A 15,611-nucleotide genomic window follows, 5' to 3' on the forward strand; every position below is an offset into this window, starting at 1 on the left:
GGTCAAGGCCCCGGGTTCGGGCTCGGCGCTTCTCCGGAGGGGTCGTGCGGCAGGCTCCCGCGGCGGGAACGGAAGTACGAATACGGCGTGTAGCGGAGGAAGTTGGACACACGCGACGTGTAGATGTCTGCCGAACGCTCGATCTGCCGCGCCAGGTGGCTCTTGTCGTTGCCCGTGCGCAGGAGCAGGCCCCAGCGCGGATTCGATACCTCGGCCGCGGCCTTCGCGAGCGGGGCGATACGATCGTCGAGCTCGGCGAGCGCCGTCTTGATCTCGCCGAGCCGCGCGAGGACCTCGTCGCACGACGGCGCGTCCCCGGGCAAACCATAAGCTTCCCTGTGCCGCTGGGCGAGGAGCCGGAGCTGACAGGCGGCGAGCTCGAGCGCCTCTTTTTCCTCCATCAGAGCGCCGAGCCGCGCCTCGTCCACGCGCGAAGCGTAGGCGGACCGCACTTCCTCTTCGAGCTCCCACAGGATGAGCGCCGTCCGCCAGCGCAGGACGCTCTTCGACACCCGGACGTCGCCCCAGATGTGGTCGCCCACGTAAAGGATCTCGTCGCCCGAGATCCCGAGCGAGCGCTCCACCTGCGTCGCGTCGCCGCCGAGGTACGAGCCGCCTTCTTTGAGCGGCCCGATCCAGGGCCGGAGCAGGCCGTCCTCGCTCACGACCTCGAAGAGCGGCGATTTCTGCATGAAGAAATCGGGCTTGCGCGCCTGGACGATCACCACGTCGAAGAGATCACGCCACCGCATTCCATTCGGCAGGAAACGCTCGAATGCATACCGCATCATCGCGTCCGTGTATCCCCACTCCGAGTTCGTGATGAGGAGGAGCTTCTTGCCCGCGCGCTGCTGGTCGAGGAGCGCGAGCGGCGCCTCCGGGTCGAGCACCACGAACCGGTCCGGATCCGCGATGATCTCGGCCTTCAGGCGGCCCTCCATGTGCGCCTCGTCGAGGCCGCTCTTCACGAGCCGATAGAGCTGCTCGTAGCCCGTCCCGGCCGGCATTTTCCCGGCGTCCGCGAGGTCGACGAGCTGCGCGTACATGCACGCCTCGGAGAGCGAGAAGAGCGTGTTCAAAAAGACGAACCGCGGCTCGGCGAGGTCGATGATCGTCCGCGCGTACGCCGCGCGCATCGGCTCGAAATCGAGCATCGACGTCCCGTGCATCGCGCGCTTCACGTACCCGAAGCGGTTCACCTTGAGCAGGTTGCCGAGCTCGGTGTCGATGATGAGCCCCCGGATCACGAGCTCCGAATCGAAGCGGAGGTCCTCGACCGGATAACCACGCGTGACGAGCCGCGTCCGCAGGTGCTCGTACGCCAGGCGCTCCCACTCCTCCACCTGGTAATGGATGAGCGTGTAGTCCATGTCGTAGCCGATCGCCTTGATCGACCGCATGTTCATGGTCCGGTTGCAAAAGATGCCCCGCTCGCGCGGCGGCTTGCCCGGCAGACCGTCGAAATGCGACATTCCTCGAACTCTCCTCGACCCCTCGAATTCGTCTTCAATAAGGCGGCTTCGCCGTCGCGTACGGCTCGGCGAGCCCCGTCTGGAAAAACTCCACGTACTGCGCCTGTGCCTCCGGCGAGAAGATGAGCTCGCCGTGCACGGCGAGCTTCGTCCCCTCGATCCGGTCGAACTGCGACATCACCAGCGTCGAGCCCGCTTTGCCGTTGCCCGAGAGCGGCCCCTCCGCGGCGGGCAGGCCGCTCACCGGGCGGAGGGCATTCATGAGCGTCATGCCCGACGCGCGCGCGAGCGCCTCGCTCGTCGAGTTCGGGACGATGGTGTCGTTCATGACCACTTGCAAGAGCACGTCGCGCGGCTTCGATTCGGGTGCGCCGGGGAAGGGTTCGCCCGACGCGAACCGAGCGTAGTTGATCGGATCGCCCGGGTCCACGATCGCCTGCGTCACGGCGAAGAATCGAGCGAGCGCGCCGTCCGGCGTCTTGGGTGGACGCATCGCGTCGACGAGCAGGCCGAACGTGCCGGAGTCGCGGAGCAGCGTCATGAGCCCCGAGCCGCCCACGTTCCAGACGGCTTGCCGGATCTCGGGCGCGAGCGCGAGGATCGTCGGCCCCTGCACGGACCCGAACGAATGGCCGATGTAGAGGATGCGCGAGGTATCGAGGTCGGGCTCGCCGTCCGGGGCGCCGGCGGGCAAGAGATCGAGGGATCCGAGCGTGGCGACGAGCCGCACGAGCTCGAGCTGATCGGAGGCCATTTGCCGGAAGTTGTCCCGGGCCTTGCCGATGTCGAATTCGCCCGTGGCGCTGTCGATGCCGAAGAAGCCGAACGCGGCGAGCAGGGCATTCTGGTCCGGATTTTTCGCGCGCGAGCCGTGCTCGGGCGAGTCGATGCCGAAGACGGCCGCGCCGTTCGGGTGAATCGCCGCGAGCCTCTGGGCCGTGCCCCACGTGCCGTCCTTGTCGCCGCCGAGCCCGTGCCCGTAAATGACCACGGGCCTCTTGCCGCTCACCTCGGCCTTCGAGAACGCCAGGAACACCTCGAGCCCGGCTTTTTTGCCGGCGACGGGCGTCCCTCCCTCGAACGACCATTTTCCGGTTTCGCCGCGGTACTCGGGCGCCTCGTACACCCCGCGGAATCGCACGCGTCCACCGGGCTCGGCCGGCGTCTCGACCTCGAACGGCGTGAGCAGCGCGGGTGGCGGCGCTTTTCGTGCGGCCACGCCCATCGCCTCGATCCCGGCGCGCACCGTGGCCGTGGTGAAGGCCGTGGCGAGCACGACGTCCTCGGCGCGGAAAAGGCCGCTCGGCGCGGCTTCGGCGATGGCCGCGCGCACCTCGTCTCCGTATTCGCCCTCGGCGCTTCCTTCGAGCAGCGCCTGCATGTCCGGCGATCGCCGCACGGGGCTCCCGTCGTCCGCGCGGAGCACGTTCGTCGCGACGAACAGGTACCGCGTCCCGGGCCGGAGCGGCACGGCGGGCTCCGCGACCAGGGTGAAATCGTCCGGGTAAAAGCCGTCGTCGGGCTGCGGGAACCAGCGGGGAATCAGCCCGACGGGTTTTCCGCGCTCGGGCGATTCCGGATCCACGTCGACGAGGTAGAGCGGCGCGCCCGGTTTTTTGTAGTCCTCCGCGTCGAGGATGGGCCCGAGCAAGGGCGGCTCCGCGTACGGCGCGAGCACGAGCGAACGCGCGTCGAGGGGGCCGCTGAAATTCACCACGACCCCGCCCATCGTGGAGAAGCCGTCCATTTCGTTCAGCAAATCGACCGTGCCCTGGTAGCCCGTCACGAGCGGATCGGCGGCGGTCTCGGGCCCGATGTGCACGCGCCGGCCCGTCGCCGTGGCGGTATCGGCCGTCGTGTATCGATCGGACGGATAGGGCGTGAGGGCCGTCTCGGCGGGCTTGCCGTAGAGCGCGACGATGCCGGTCTCCGGCGGCACGGGCAGCTCCGCGGGGTCGCTGCAGGCAACGAGGTGCAGGGCGGCGAGGGGAAGGGAGAAGGCAAGGGCGCGGCGCACCGAGGCAGCATACCGAGAGATGCGCCGCGCCTCTAGATCGTTGATCGCCTCAGGGCGTCTTGCAGGCCATGAAGTAATTCGAGGTGCCGAACGAGAGCAGGCCCTCGCCGCCCCAGGTGGGGTAAGCCTCCTTCAGCTTCGTCACGGCCTCGTCTGCGGTCGTCGCGGCCTCGAGGATGGGCTTCGCGTCGTTCAGGTACTTCTTGTCCTCGTCGATCACGCTGGCCGTGGCCTTCTCGCCGTGGCCCGGATAAAACGTCGTGAAGCCCTTCGCGGCGATGGCGTCGAGGTTCTTGATCCAGCCGTCGAGGTTGCACTCGGCGAGCCAGAGGTGCTCCTTGTTGTAGACGAGATCGCCCGCGAAAAAGGCCTTTTGCTCGTTCAGCGCAAGACCCGCGGCCTCCACGCTCTCACCCGCGTCGCCGATCTCGACGACGTCGAGCGTATGCCCGTCGACCGTGATCGTGGCCCCGGCGAGCGCGGTGAACGCCACGACCTTGTCGGGCACCTGGCCGGGGAAGTTCTGCTGGGCGAACGCGAGCGTGCCGTCCTTCTTCGCGTTGTAATCGGCGAGGACCGCGGCCGTCGTCACGAACTCTGCGTCCGGGAACGCCGCGCGGATGACCTCCATCCCGAGGTAATGGTCGGGGTGGGCGTGCGTGAGGAAGACGGTCTTGAGCTTCTTGTTCGTGCCCTTGACGAGGTCGACGACCTTCTGCGCCTCCGCCGTGAAGAATTGACCATCGACGAGGACGACCTCGGTCGGGCCCACGATGAGATGAGAATCGACGCCGAATCCATCGGGCGAGACGTGCGTCTGCACCTCGAGCGCCGAGCTGCCGCCGTCGCCGCCGGTGCCGCCGCTGCCGCCGGCGCCGCCGCTGCCGCCCGAGCCCGACGAGGACGAGGAGGTCGAATTGTTCGTATTGTTCGTATCGTCGCCGCAAGCCACGACCGCGAGCGCCGCGCCGAGGCCGAGCGCGAGCCAAAGACCCTGCTTCATGGTGAATTCGCTCCTTGGAAGGATGAAAGCAACGCGAAGCTAAGGGGCAGGCGCGCGACTGTCAAAGGCGGAATGCAATGGCGTGAGCGATGTCACCCATGCAGGAGGTGAATGTGGAAATGGGGGCGAGGCGGAATGTGTTGAGGCGTCAGGCGTCCGTGCGATCGCCGGGCTGCTCCTCGGCTGCGTCCTCGGACCTCGGCTTTCGTGTTGTACGCCCCGCCGCGACCAGCGACGGATAGGGCGACGCGCCCTCCTTCCGCCGGATCCACGCGACGGTGGTCGTCACCTCTCCATACAGGCCGAGGAGCAGCGTCCAGGCGCGCTGGACCCGCTCGGCCCAGAGCGCTTGCTCCGTGCTCCGGGAGGCCGAGAGCTCCTCCAGGATTCGGTGGGACAGCTCGTCCGCGCGCGCGGCGTCCTCGGCGCTGTAGTGGACCTTGTCGGTTTCGAGCTGCTTCTTTTCGGCACGATAGATTCGGGCGAGCCGGGCGAGGTCCTGGGCGAGGTCGCGGTACCCCGTGCCGACGCGAATATCGGCGATCTCGCGGCCGGTGGGCGTGGCCGGGTCGAAATGGTAATCGCCGACCTTGAGCATACGCGCCTTGAGGGTGGTGGCGTCGTCGACGAGCGCGACGGGGAGCTTGGCCTCCGTGCCCTGGGCATGGGCGGAGAGGAGCGCGGTCGCCGCATACCAGGTCGCGAGGGAGGCGGCTTCGAGGTCATCGAGGGCGGCGATGTCGAAGAGCTCCTTGGGCAGGAGCTCGAATCGGGCGCGCATCTCCGGCGCGGAGAGCTCGCGGGCGATACCGAGGGCGACGATGGCCGCGGCGTCGACGCTGGTATTCGGTGATTGGAGGCTGTCCTTGGGGAGCTGCGTCAGGCGCGGGAGGAGCTTTTCGAATGCGGCCTTGGCGGCGTCGTGGTCGACCGGGGGTTTTTTCTTTTGGGGAGGGCTCATGGGCGGGACGTTATCATGGGGATTGGCGGACGGTAAACTCGGCAAGGAAGCGACCAAACGTAGCGAGCCCACGCCCTCTTGTGGGCGGGGGACGAGTCTGTACACTGCCGAACATGCGCTCGACGGCCACGAGGCTTACAGCATCGTTGGGGCTCGCCTTCGGTTTGGGCTTTGGCTTCACGCCGCTTGGCTGTGGGAGCAGCCCCATGGGGAACCCGCGGCCCAGCGCTCACGGTTCGCATGACGGCCCGTCGGTCCCACCGGCGACCGTCGCGCAGCTCGGGGAATGTGCCGAGCATGGCGCGGCTCGGCTGACAGACACGCACTACGCCATCATGTTCGACGTCGATGTGAAGGCGGACGGTCAGGTCGACGAGGCCAAGGTCAGGGAGTCGATGATCGGCGATCGGGAGATCGAGTCGTGCATGACGCGCGTGCTGACGGGCATGTCATTGCCTGGGGTCGTCACGCCGCTGCGATCCTCGGGGCCGGTCTACGGCGGCAGCGTCTCCCCGGAGGGACGGGCTCCCATGGGCCACCCCGCGGCCGCGGCAGCGGCGGCGGCCGTGAACCTGAGCCCGATCTTGATCATCGCCGGCGGGGTGACGATCGTCGTGGCTGTCACGGTGCATGTCGCGGAGGAGGTGGTCAGCGAGATGTCCAGGCCAAAAGATGAGCCTCCGCCGACGCAGCAGGACTGTAAGCAGGTGAAGGACGACTGTATCGTTACCTGTTCGCGTTCTTCGCTACCTACGGGCGATCACGGGTTCAAGTTCTGGAACTGCGTCAATAAATGCATGAAAGCAGCAGGGTGCTGAGATGAGAAGAGACGTCGCCGAGGCGATCAACAAGCTGATGCTCGAATACGGTGCAAAACTGGATGAGTCCGTGAGGCTCGTGATGGAATCATGCAGCCCATCCGAATTCGAAGCGTATCGCGGAGCGGTGGGGCAGATCATGGGGACGATGCTCCTGGACGTGATGAATCCTATTTATCGCGAACACCCCGACCTCAAGCCTCACGACCTCGACGAGTGAGGCGACATGCTGTCCTACGGCGGAAAACATCCCAAGAGATGACCGTGAGTCGAGCCTTCGGAGGCTCCCGCGAGCCCGCGGCGGTCGCCCTGCGACCCACGGACGGCTCGGCGGAGCCGGGGGACGGTCGGTTGGCGACCACATTTGAGATGAAGCCAACCTCCGGAGGTCGGCGAGCGACCGCCGGGAAGCTCGCCGGAGCCGGCCGGAGGTCGGTGGGTGACCGCCGGGAGGCTCGCGGGAGCCCGCGGTGGCCGGCGAGCGGATCTCAGACAGAGCCACGGCATGGACCGAGATACGGCGAAGCAGAGCATTGCCGGTCGAGACAGGATCAACCAATGAGGATGCCCATCAAGAAATCCTCGATCGCCGCCGCCCCTCACACCACGGCGTCGACGTCGGCCACCGGGTAGCGGTCGATCGGATCCGTGACCTCCACGCCCGGCAAGCGGACGAGCTTCAGGGGGCCGTCGTCGGACACGAGCGCGGCGAGCGTGGGGTCCGTCAGGATGTCGACGAGGTCGCGCTTCTCGCCGTCGACGTAGCAGGTCCGCGACACGAGGCGGATGGTCTGCGAATAATCGACGTAGTCCATCGAGTGCCGCGTGCCGAGCGGCTGCCACAGGTGATACGGACCGAGCCCGTTCGTCCCGCTGCGGTATCTGGGCTCGCTCGCATAAAAGCCGTAATTCGCGGCCATGCCCTCCTGGCCGAGCAGCCTGTTCGAGATGCACCAGTTCTTTCCGACGTTCTCCACGAGGCCCGAGCGCCCCGCCACCTTCTGGCTCACCGCGGCGTCGTACTCGATCATCCGGGCGGTCGTGGCCATCAGGTCGTTCGCGGGATAGATGCACGGCGTGATCTTCACCGCCGCCTGCTCCCAGATCAAATCGCAGATCCGCACCGTGGGAAGCACGCACCCGAGCATGTCGGCGATGCGCTGCATCGTTCGTGCGGTGACGCTGACGCGGAGCGGCCCGTCGGCGGTACGGATACGCAGCGCGTCGGAGCTCACGAGCAATGTGATCTTGTGCCCCGCGGCCTCGTTTCGCACGGGCGCCCAGGAGACGGGCGCCATGTCGCCACGCTCGATCGCGTTCAAGATGGCGTTCTCGCGCTCGGGCCCTGCGTTTCGAGGCAGGCTCGCGCCGAATCCCGGTTGCATCATTCGTGCCTCCATTTCTCCCTGTGCATCTCGCCAGGGCACGTGAGGTCATCGGTGACAGCGCGTGCATCGCTGCCCCATCGTCGATGATCGCTCGGTTTTCGCGCGACGACAAGCCTCGTCGCGTCGCCGCGTCACCCGTGGCCTTCCGCAGGCAGGATCCACCGGAACGTCAAATTCATCCTCGCCCCCAGCCCCGCCTGCTTCGGCACCCCGTGCCGGTAATGGTGCTGCGTCGTCCCGGCCATGACGAGCAAGTTCCCCTCGCCGAGCAAGAGCGTCACCTTCTCGCCGCCCTTCTTCTTCGGTTCCAGGACGAACCTTCTCTTCGCCCCGAGCGACAGCGATGCGATCACCGGGTTTTCGCCGAGCTCGGGCTCGTCGTCGGCGTGTTTGCCCATCGAGTCGTCGCCGTCTCGGTAATGGTTCACGAGCACGCTGTTGAACGTGCAGCCGGCCGCGGCCTCGACCCGCGCCCGGAGCGCGGAAAGCGCGGGCGTCCAGGGGTTCGGCTTGAGCGACAGGCCCGAATACGTGTACGCCGCGCCCGGATCGCCGTGCCAGGCCGAAAGGCGCGGCTGCAGGATCGATTTGCCGAAGAGACGGATCGTCTCCTGCCTGAACGGGACCTCCGCGAGCAGCGCGGTGAACGAGGCGGAGGCCTCGTCCGGCGTGAGAAACGGGTCGTGGAAGAGAAGGAAACCTCCGTGCAGAAGCTCAATCCTTGTCACGGGGGTACGTCCCTCCACGCGGGCCCTTGCGCGCCGCGATCGCGATCGTCCCGGCGCCGCCCGCGAGCAAGAGCGCGCCCGGTCGCGACGAACCCGCGAGCGCGAGGCCCGAGATGACGCAGAACAGACCAAACGCGAGCGTCGGACCGGAGAGCCGCCCGTCCTCGGGCGAGCCATCGGGGGGCACCGTGGGCCTCGTGCGGTACGGATGCGCCATGGGTTCATCGTACCAGGGCGGAGGGCCGAATGGTACGGGGTTCGGGGCGTAACGCGGCTCGTCCGCGTGGAGCCCCGAGCGTCGACAGGGTCGAATGAAGTCTAAACGCCGTCCGCGCGGGCCCAGCCGTCCTCGCCGACGAGCGGGACGAACCGCACGGCGCCGAGGATTGTCTCCGAGAACTGGCCGTCGTCGCCCCGCGTGACGAGGACGAGTTCTTGCCGGTGTTCGTCCGGCCCGACCGGAATCACCATGCGGCCGCCCGGCGCGAGCTCGGCCAAAAGCGCGCTCGGTACACGCGGCCCGCTCGCCGTCACCGCGATGGCCTCATAAGGTGCGGCCTCGGGATAACCGCGGGTGCCATCTCCAGTGACCACCCGGATGTTTCCGTAACGTAGGGATGCGAGCCGCGCGGCGGCCTCGGCGGCGAGGAGCGGGTGGCGCTCGACGGTGACGACCTCGCGCGCGAGCTCGGCGAGCACCGCCGCCGCGTACCCCGATCCCGCGCCGATCTCGAGCACCCGCGCGTCCGGCCCGATCCGCAGGGCTTGCGCGGTGAGCGCGACGATGTACGGCTGCGAGATCGTCTGACCCACGGCTATCGGCAGCGGTCTGTCGAGATACGCCTCGTGCTCGCGCCCGGCGGGAACGAAGGCGTGCCGTGGGACGCGACGCATCGCATCGAGCACCCGCGCATCCTGGATGTCGCGGCGTGCGAGTTGTTCGTCCACCATGCGGTGGCGCGCTTGCTCCATCGGATCCATGGCGCGTCCGCGCTCGACGCAATCGTCGTGCCGGGCTCCTTTCGTGAGGGGTGTCAAGAAGAGCACGCTCGAAGCGGCACGGCCAGATCCCTCGACGCTCGGGGGGCTTCGCTCGACCGGCCGAGCTCCGGCCCCTCTGCGGCGGCGGTCTCGCTCACGGCAGGAGGGATGTTCGTCGCGCTAGGGTTTTTCGGCGCTCCGCCATAGAATGCGACGGCGATGGTGACCAGGAGCAGCGCGAAGGGCGGCACGATGAAGACCAAGGGGACGACGCAGGGCGGGGTCAAGGGCGCGGCGAAGAAGGCGACGAAGGGCGCGGCGAAGGCGCCTGCGAAGGGCGCGGCGAAGGCGCCTGCGAAGGGCGCGGGAAAGGCGGCGAAGGCGTCGGCGAGGGCGACGAAGGGCAGCGCGGCGGCGAAGGCCGAGGCGAGGGCGAAGGCAGCGGCGAGGGCCGCGGCCGCGGCGCCGGTGGAGATCATCGACGAGCCGCCGCCGAGCCTCTCGGGGCGGCCGTGCCGGCGCCTCGCGTGGGGCTACGCGCTCCTCAGCGAGATGCGTGACGAGGCGATGAACGACCTCGACGTCGAGGCGGGCACGAAGGTCGCGATCGAGGGCGAGCTCGATCGGCTCGCGTACGTGTACGTCGTGCAGATCGCGGCGGAGGATCGGTCCGTCGAGATCCTTTATCCGCCGAAGGGCGGGGCGCGCCGCATGCGCCCGGGCACGAAGATGCGCATCCCCGGCGGCTCGGGCTGGATCGTGACCACGAAGAAAGGCAAGATCCGCACGATCGCTTCGTCCACGCCGATCACGGACGTGACGGCCCTCGGTATCGACTGAGCGGACCCCGTCGTCTGCGATGCAGGCTCGCGCGTGTGGTGCCGAGGGCGCGCGCCTGCATTGCGCGGGGCTCGTCGGCCCGCGCCACGGCATTTCACGCCTTTTCGAGGGGCCCCGGCCGTCCTCGCCGCCTGGCATGAATCCTGATTGAGCGTTCGGGAGCAGCACATGAGGTGTGCGTCCTGAAAAACTCGATCGAGGAGATGGTCATGGCACCGAGGTATGGCTTTCTTGGGTTCATTGCGCTCCCCCTTTTCGTGCTCGCCGCCAATTGTGTGGACGGCGTCGAGATCGCCGAGGCCGAGACCGCCGAGGCGGCCTCGGCGCTTTGCAGCGACAATGGCATCGCCGACTGGGCGGGAGAGCCCGAGGAGTATGGGGTCCCGGAGTCGCTCATGTCGGTCGTCTGGGAGTCGACGGCGTCGCGTCCCTTCCTGGGGACGCGGGTTCCGCTCGAGGTGACGGCGAAGGTGAGCGTGTCGAACTACCTGTTCGAGTGAACCGAGCACTTCCACTTTTCTGGAAGCAGCCCCTTGCGGGTCTACTTCGAGGATGTTAGAAGTAGCCCCGTGACCTCGAAGCTGGACCGTCATGCCCAGCAGCTCAGCGCGCTCGGCCACCCCGTTCGCCTCGAAATCCTGCGCTTCGTCGTGCAGGGGGGCGACGAGGGGGCGTCCGCCGGCGAGATCCAGGCGCATGTCGATCTTCCCGCTTCGACCCTGAGCCACCACTTGAAGCGGCTCGTCGAGGCGGGCCTGTTCACGACCCGCCTCGAAGGCACGTTCCACTACTACGCCGCCGATTACGCGGCGCTGCGCGCCCTCACCGAATACCTCTGGGAGGACTGCTGCAAGCGTGGCAAAGGCGGAAAGGGCGGCTGCTGCTGAAAGCCCGCTCTTTTTTTGCGCCATGGTTCGAGTTTTTTGGAAGAAAGGAGCCCCCGCATGAACGTCCTCAAGCCCCACGTGTCCCTGAACGTCACCAACATCGAGCAATCCGTCGCGTTCTACGAGAAGGCGTTCGGCGTCGCGGCGACGAAGCGGCGCCCCGGATATGCGAAATTCGACCTCGAGGTCCCCTCGCTCAACCTGACGATGCAGGAGGCGCCTCGCACGGGCGTCAATGCCAGTCATTTCGGGGTTCAGGTCGCGACGACAGACGACGTCCTGGAAGCGAAGGCTCGTTTCGAGGCCGCGGGGCTCCGGACGATGACGGAGGAGGATACATCCTGCTGTTATGCCGTGCAGGACAAGGTGTGGATCGAGGATCCGGACGGGAACTCGTGGGAGGTGTTCGTCGTGAAGGCAGACGCGGCCACCATGGGGGATTCGCCGGCCCTGAAAAAGGACGCGAGCGAGTGCTGCACGCCGATCGCGCTTTCCAAGAAACCGGAGGCCACGCCGTCGGCTTCGTCTTGCTGCGGGCCGAAGACGACGGCGTGACCGGCTCCGACGCTGAAACGCCATGGACGGCATCGCGCGCAAGTTATCGTTCCTCGATCGTTACCTGACGTTGTGGATCTTTCTCGCCATGGGCCTCGGCGTGGCCCTCGGCTTCGCGGCGCCCGGCTTCACGGCGTTCCTGCATCGCCTGAGCGTGGGCACGACGTCGATCCCGATCGCCGTCGGGCTCGTCTTGATGATGTACCCGCCGCTCGCGAAGGTCCGCTACGAGGAGCTCGGGAAGGTCTTTCGCAACAAGCGCGTGCTCGCGCTGTCGCTCGTGCAGAACTGGATCATCGGCCCGGTGCTGATGTTCGGCCTCGCCGTGATGTTTCTGAAGGACAAACCCGAGTACATGCTCGGGCTCGTCCTCATCGGGCTCGCGCGATGCATCGCGATGGTCATCGTCTGGAACGATCTCGCGAAGGGAGATACCGAGTATTGCGCGGGATTGGTCGCGTTCAACTCGATCTTCCAGGTGCTGTTTTTCCCGGTGTACGCGTATTTCTTCGCGACGCTCCTGCCCGCCTGGCTCGGGCTCGGAGGCGCCGTCGTGAACATCACCATCCCCGAGCTCGCGAAGAGCGTCGCCATCTACCTGGGAATCCCGTTCGCGGCCGGGTTCCTCACGCGCCGGGTGCTCGTGTCCTCCCGGGGAGCGGACTGGTATCGAGAGCGCTTCGTCCCGCGTATCGGGCCGATCACGCTCGTGGCGTTGCTCTTCACCATCGTGGTGATGTTCTCCCTGAAGGGCGAGACCATCGTGGAGCTCCCGCTCGACGTGCTGCGGATCGCGGCGCCGCTCCTCGTGTACTTCGTCGTGATGTTCTTCGTCTCGTTTTTCCTGAGCAAGCGCGTCGGCGCGGACTACAAGCAGGCCGCTACGCTGTCGTTCACGGCGTCGTCGAACAATTTCGAGCTCGCCATCGCCGTCGCCGTCGCGACGTTCGGCATCCATAGCGGCGCCGCGTTCGCGGCCGTCATCGGGCCGCTCGTCGAGGTGCCGGTCCTCATCGGGCTCGTCAACGTTGCGCTCCGGCTCGGCAAGTGGTTCTTTCCCCGCAGCGCGCCCGCTGTGGAATCGGAGGTCCACGCATGACTCCCACGAGCATTCTCTTTCTCTGCGTCGCGAACTCGGCCCGCAGCCAAATGGCGGAAGGCCTGGCGCGGAGCCGCTTCGGAGATCACGTGCGGGTGCAGAGCGCCGGCAGCCGCCCGTCCCGCGTCAATCCCTACGCGATCGAGGTGATGCGGGAGATCGGGATCGACTTGACCACGCACGCATCGAAGTCGGTGGACACGATCGACCCTGCGTCGGTCGACCTGGTCGTCACGCTTTGCGCCGAGGAGGTTTGCCCGGTGTTCCTCGGCAAGATCCAGCGGCTCCACTGGCCCATTCCCGATCCCGCGCATGACGATCCCTCGTCGTCGCGCGAGCAGATGCTCGAGCGATTCCGCACAGCCCGCGGGCAGATTCAGGCTCGTCTGGAGGAACTCGCGGCGACCGCGAAATAACCGGCGAATTCGTTCAATCCCATCAAGCGGGTCCCGGCCTGTGCACCATGGAGCCTCGGTCCCGTGGGTGCGGATGATCGCAGATGCGGCGGCCCTTTACGTGCTCTCCCGCCGCGGATAGGCTCACGCCCGTGACGACCCGCCGAGCCCCCGCGATCTCCACGCAGGCCCCTGGGCCTCGCCGTGTGCTCGCGTTGCTCCTCGTCGCCGTCGTCGCGCTCGCGGTGTTCTTCTCGGGCCGGAGCTATTACTTCTGCGTGGCGGTCCAGGAGGTCGTCGAGCACGCCTGCGAATCCGACGACTGCGCCGTTCACGGGGAGGACGAGCAAGGTCCGAGCATCGGGGAAGGCTGCTGCGAGGAACATCGGGTCGGCGAGCTGCCGCCCGCGTACAAGCGCCTCGAACTCCCGCAGGTGCCTCCGGCGCCGGCCACGCCGCTGCCGGACGAGGTGCTGCCGGTCGCGTTCCTCCCTCCGCGAAGCCCCCAGTACCTCACGTCAGCGCGGCGGATCGTCGCTCGCCCCGTGCTCCCTCGCGCGGGGCCACGCTCCTCGGCGGAGCGTTGTATCGCCCTTCGAGTCTTCCACTGCTGATCGGAGCCCCGGCCCTGCCGGAGGAGGCTCCATCGATCGACCGTCTCGGCGCGCGAGCTGCATTCTCGCAGTGCGCGCATGGCGACGTGTCCGCAGTTGGCAAGACAAACCGAAGAGGCTCATCATGATCCGTCGTTCGCTTCTCCTTTCGCTCCTCGTTGCCCTCTCCCTCGCCGCGTGCTCCAAGGACGGCGGCTCCACGGCCAAGCCCGAGGCGGCCGCGGCGCAACCCGCGAAGCAAGACGGCGCCCACGCGCCGAGCACCGTGAAGCCCGGCTCGCACGAGGATTGGTGCGGGGAGCATCAGGTCCCCGAATCGCAGTGCACCCGGTGCAACCCCGACCTCATCCCGGCCTTCAAGGCCACGGGCGATTGGTGCCCCGAGCACAGCCTGCCCGAGTCGCAGTGCTTGAAGTGCAACCCGGACCTCGAGATCGTTCGACCTCCCAAGGGGAGCTGAGGTGCGCGCCCTCATCGTCGCCGCCCTGGCGCTCCTTCCGGGGATCGCCGGGTGCGGCCGAGATCCGAAGGAATCGCCCGCGGCCCCTGCGAGCTCCACGCAGAAGGCAGCGGCAACACCGGATGGCGAAGGGAAGCTCTGCGAGCACGGCGTGCTCGAGGTGGTTTGTCCCAAGTGCCACCCGAAGCTCGCGGCCGTGTTCCAGGCGAAGGGCGATTGGTGCGCCGAGCATGGCTTTCCGGAGTCGTTTTGCCCGATCTGCCATCCGGAGCGCGGCGGACGCCCCGCCGCCGACGTGAGCGGCAAGGGCGGCGGGAAAAACGCCCCCGAGAAGGACGCGCCGGCCGACGGAACGAAGGTTCGGTTCAAGACGAAGGAGACCGCGCGGCTCGCCGGGATCCAGACGGTGAAGGCCGAGGAACGGAAAAACGCGGGCGGCCTCCTCGTCACGGCGCGGCTCGTCTACGACGCCACGCGGCTCGCGCACATCAATGCGCGGGCGCCCGGCGTCGTGCGCACGATGAAGGTCGACATCGGCGCGCAGGTCAAAAAGAAGGACCCGCTCGCCGTGATCGAAAGCGCGGAGGTCGGGGCGGATCGCTCCAAGCTCCAAGCCGCGCGGGCGCGCGTCGGGATCGCGCAGAAGAACCTCGAGCGCGTCGCGGCGCTGCAGAAATCGGGCTTCAGCCCCGAGAAGGACGTGCTCGCGGCGGAGCAGGAGCTCGAAGCCGCCAAAGCCGAGCAATCGGCGCTCGCCACGGCGCTCTCCATCATTGGAGCCGGCGGCGGGGCGGGCGGTTCGTACATGCTCACCTCGCCGATCGACGGCGTCGTGACCCAGCGAAGCGCGACCGTGGGCAAGCACGTCGGGCTCGAAGAGATGCTCTTCGAGGTCGTCGACACGTCCGCGATGTGGGCCGAGCTCGACGTCCCCGAGGCCGAGCTTTCTGCGGTCGTGGTGGGGCAATCCGTGACGCTCGACGTCGACGGGCTCGCAGGGCGCACGTTCCGCGGGAAGATCACGTATCTGAGCCCGCAGATCGACCTCGCGACACGCACCGTGCGGGCGCGTGTTCCGCTGGAAAACGCGGACGGCGCCCTGCGGGGCAACATGTTCGGGCGGGCCCGCGTCGAAGTCGGCGCGGCGCGCGCGAGCGTCACCGTCCCCGACGCGGCCGTGCAGCGTGCGAAGGACGTGCACCTCGTCTTCGTGCGGATCGCGGAGGACGAATACGAAGCGCGGCGCGTGGAGCTTGGGGTTCGCGAGGGCAACCTCGTCGAGATTCGCAAAGGCGCGCGTCCCGGCGAGGACGTCGTCACGACGGGCAGCTTCCTGCTCAAGACCGAGACGTTGAAGGAGAGCATCGGCGCCGGCTGCTGCGACGCCGACTGA

The 15,611-nt window shown here is 67.5% G+C and carries 19 protein-coding genes; 11 read left to right on the top strand and 8 right to left on the bottom strand.

Translation table 11 applies throughout. From position 1 onward, the window contains the following. Positions 1-2: 2 nt before the first annotated feature. The 4 genes from QHF84_RS13285 to QHF84_RS13300 all read right to left on the bottom strand — a co-directional run bounded on the left by QHF84_RS13285 (position 3) and on the right by QHF84_RS13300 (position 5,453). A complete protein-coding gene (locus QHF84_RS13285; protein WP_281313633.1) occupies positions 3-1,472 on the bottom strand; it encodes an HAD-IG family 5'-nucleotidase in 1,470 nt (489 codons plus the stop codon). A 34-nt stretch (positions 1,473-1,506) separates the two neighbouring features. Continuing rightward, on the bottom strand, positions 1,507-3,489 hold the full coding sequence (locus tag QHF84_RS13290) for a hypothetical protein (RefSeq protein WP_281313634.1): 1,983 nt from the start codon (positions 3,487-3,489) through the stop codon (positions 1,507-1,509). 49 nt (positions 3,490-3,538) lie between these two features. Next, on the bottom strand, positions 3,539-4,492 hold the full coding sequence (locus tag QHF84_RS13295) for an MBL fold metallo-hydrolase (RefSeq protein ID WP_281313635.1): 954 nt from the start codon (positions 4,490-4,492) through the stop codon (positions 3,539-3,541). A 148-nt stretch (positions 4,493-4,640) separates the two neighbouring features. Beyond that, positions 4,641-5,453 carry a hypothetical protein gene (locus tag QHF84_RS13300; RefSeq protein ID WP_281313636.1) on the bottom strand — a complete coding sequence of 271 codons (813 nt, stop codon included), beginning with the start codon at positions 5,451-5,453 and terminating at the stop codon, positions 4,641-4,643. Between the two features lie 113 nt (positions 5,454-5,566). Between QHF84_RS13300 and QHF84_RS13305 the strand changes: the two genes are divergently transcribed. Together QHF84_RS13305 and QHF84_RS13310 are read left to right on the top strand one after the other, a co-directional pair. Continuing rightward, positions 5,567-6,271, top strand: coding sequence for a hypothetical protein (locus tag QHF84_RS13305; protein WP_281313637.1), 705 nt, complete (start codon positions 5,567-5,569; stop codon positions 6,269-6,271). Between the two features lies 1 nt (position 6,272). Then, positions 6,273-6,491: a hypothetical protein gene (locus QHF84_RS13310; protein WP_281313638.1), complete on the top strand. Its 219-nt coding sequence runs from the start codon at positions 6,273-6,275 to the stop codon at positions 6,489-6,491. A gap of 379 nt (positions 6,492-6,870) precedes the next feature. Here the strand turns inward: QHF84_RS13310 and QHF84_RS13315 are convergent, their stop codons facing one another. The 4 genes from QHF84_RS13315 to QHF84_RS13330 all read right to left on the bottom strand — a co-directional run bounded on the left by QHF84_RS13315 (position 6,871) and on the right by QHF84_RS13330 (position 9,425). Then, the gene (locus QHF84_RS13315) at positions 6,871-7,659 is read right to left on the bottom strand and encodes a hypothetical protein (protein WP_281313639.1); all 789 of its coding nucleotides are present in this window, start codon (positions 7,657-7,659) and stop codon (positions 6,871-6,873) included. Between the two features lie 131 nt (positions 7,660-7,790). Continuing rightward, positions 7,791-8,387 (bottom strand): alpha-ketoglutarate-dependent dioxygenase AlkB, encoded by a 597-nt coding sequence (locus tag QHF84_RS13320; RefSeq protein ID WP_281313640.1) that lies wholly within the window; start codon positions 8,385-8,387, stop codon positions 7,791-7,793. After that, positions 8,374-8,604 (bottom strand): hypothetical protein, encoded by a 231-nt coding sequence (locus QHF84_RS13325; protein ID WP_281313641.1) that lies wholly within the window; start codon positions 8,602-8,604, stop codon positions 8,374-8,376. The genes QHF84_RS13320 and QHF84_RS13325 overlap by 14 nt, the downstream gene beginning before the upstream one ends. A gap of 101 nt (positions 8,605-8,705) precedes the next feature. After that, the gene (locus QHF84_RS13330) at positions 8,706-9,425 is read right to left on the bottom strand and encodes a protein-L-isoaspartate(D-aspartate) O-methyltransferase (RefSeq protein ID WP_281313642.1); all 720 of its coding nucleotides are present in this window, start codon (positions 9,423-9,425) and stop codon (positions 8,706-8,708) included. A 162-nt stretch (positions 9,426-9,587) separates the two neighbouring features. Between QHF84_RS13330 and QHF84_RS13335 the strand changes: the two genes are divergently transcribed. The 9 genes from QHF84_RS13335 (at position 9,588) to QHF84_RS13375 (ending at position 15,611) form a co-directional block, all read left to right on the top strand. After that, on the top strand, positions 9,588-10,208 hold the full coding sequence (locus QHF84_RS13335; protein WP_281313643.1) for a DUF4384 domain-containing protein: 621 nt from the start codon (positions 9,588-9,590) through the stop codon (positions 10,206-10,208). 209 nt (positions 10,209-10,417) lie between these two features. Beyond that, positions 10,418-10,708 (top strand): hypothetical protein, encoded by a 291-nt coding sequence (locus tag QHF84_RS13340; protein WP_281313644.1) that lies wholly within the window; start codon positions 10,418-10,420, stop codon positions 10,706-10,708. A gap of 69 nt (positions 10,709-10,777) precedes the next feature. Continuing rightward, complete coding sequence (locus QHF84_RS13345; RefSeq protein WP_281313645.1) at positions 10,778-11,095, top strand: metalloregulator ArsR/SmtB family transcription factor; 318 nt, start codon at positions 10,778-10,780, stop codon at positions 11,093-11,095. 57 nt (positions 11,096-11,152) lie between these two features. Beyond that, entirely contained in the window at positions 11,153-11,650 is a 498-nt protein-coding gene (locus tag QHF84_RS13350; protein ID WP_281313646.1) for an ArsI/CadI family heavy metal resistance metalloenzyme, read from the top strand. 22 nt (positions 11,651-11,672) lie between these two features. Beyond that, the gene (arsB, locus tag QHF84_RS13355) at positions 11,673-12,749 is read left to right on the top strand and encodes an ACR3 family arsenite efflux transporter (protein ID WP_281313647.1); all 1,077 of its coding nucleotides are present in this window, start codon (positions 11,673-11,675) and stop codon (positions 12,747-12,749) included. Further along, complete coding sequence (locus QHF84_RS13360; protein ID WP_281313648.1) at positions 12,746-13,165, top strand: arsenate reductase ArsC; 420 nt, start codon at positions 12,746-12,748, stop codon at positions 13,163-13,165. The genes arsB and QHF84_RS13360 overlap by 4 nt, the downstream gene beginning before the upstream one ends. A 131-nt stretch (positions 13,166-13,296) precedes the next feature. After that, on the top strand, positions 13,297-13,758 hold the full coding sequence (locus QHF84_RS13365) for a hypothetical protein (RefSeq protein WP_281313649.1): 462 nt from the start codon (positions 13,297-13,299) through the stop codon (positions 13,756-13,758). Positions 13,759-13,882: 124 nt separating this feature from the next. Further along, complete coding sequence (locus QHF84_RS13370) at positions 13,883-14,218, top strand: hypothetical protein (protein WP_281313650.1); 336 nt, start codon at positions 13,883-13,885, stop codon at positions 14,216-14,218. Position 14,219: 1 nt separating this feature from the next. Then, a complete protein-coding gene (locus tag QHF84_RS13375; protein WP_281313651.1) occupies positions 14,220-15,611 on the top strand; it encodes an efflux RND transporter periplasmic adaptor subunit in 1,392 nt (463 codons plus the stop codon).

It is taken from the genome of Polyangium sp. y55x31, from assembly GCF_029946505.1.
Classification (GTDB): Bacteria; Myxococcota_A; Polyangia; order Polyangiales; family Polyangiaceae; genus Polyangium.

What these genes read in the sequence shown, in the direction of transcription:
- QHF84_RS13285 (WP_281313633.1), bottom strand. Translation starts at nt 1,472, where the DNA reads ATGTCGCATTTCGACGGTCTGCCGGGCAAGCCGCCGCGCGAGCGGGGC.
- QHF84_RS13295 (WP_281313635.1), bottom strand. Translation starts at nt 4,492, where the DNA reads ATGAAGCAGGGTCTTTGGCTCGCGCTCGGCCTCGGCGCGGCGCTCGCG.
- QHF84_RS13300 (WP_281313636.1), bottom strand. Translation starts at nt 5,453, where the DNA reads ATGAGCCCTCCCCAAAAGAAAAAACCCCCGGTCGACCACGACGCCGCC.
- QHF84_RS13305 (WP_281313637.1), top strand. Translation starts at nt 5,567, where the DNA reads ATGCGCTCGACGGCCACGAGGCTTACAGCATCGTTGGGGCTCGCCTTC.
- QHF84_RS13310 (WP_281313638.1), top strand. Translation starts at nt 6,273, where the DNA reads ATGAGAAGAGACGTCGCCGAGGCGATCAACAAGCTGATGCTCGAATAC.
- QHF84_RS13315 (WP_281313639.1), bottom strand. Translation starts at nt 7,659, where the DNA reads ATGATGCAACCGGGATTCGGCGCGAGCCTGCCTCGAAACGCAGGGCCC.
- QHF84_RS13325 (WP_281313641.1), bottom strand. Translation starts at nt 8,604, where the DNA reads ATGGCGCATCCGTACCGCACGAGGCCCACGGTGCCCCCCGATGGCTCG.
- QHF84_RS13335 (WP_281313643.1), top strand. Translation starts at nt 9,588, where the DNA reads ATGGTGACCAGGAGCAGCGCGAAGGGCGGCACGATGAAGACCAAGGGG.
- QHF84_RS13340 (WP_281313644.1), top strand. Translation starts at nt 10,418, where the DNA reads ATGGCACCGAGGTATGGCTTTCTTGGGTTCATTGCGCTCCCCCTTTTC.
- QHF84_RS13350 (WP_281313646.1), top strand. Translation starts at nt 11,153, where the DNA reads ATGAACGTCCTCAAGCCCCACGTGTCCCTGAACGTCACCAACATCGAG.
- arsB (WP_281313647.1), top strand. Translation starts at nt 11,673, where the DNA reads ATGGACGGCATCGCGCGCAAGTTATCGTTCCTCGATCGTTACCTGACG.
- QHF84_RS13360 (WP_281313648.1), top strand. Translation starts at nt 12,746, where the DNA reads ATGACTCCCACGAGCATTCTCTTTCTCTGCGTCGCGAACTCGGCCCGC.
- QHF84_RS13370 (WP_281313650.1), top strand. Translation starts at nt 13,883, where the DNA reads ATGATCCGTCGTTCGCTTCTCCTTTCGCTCCTCGTTGCCCTCTCCCTC.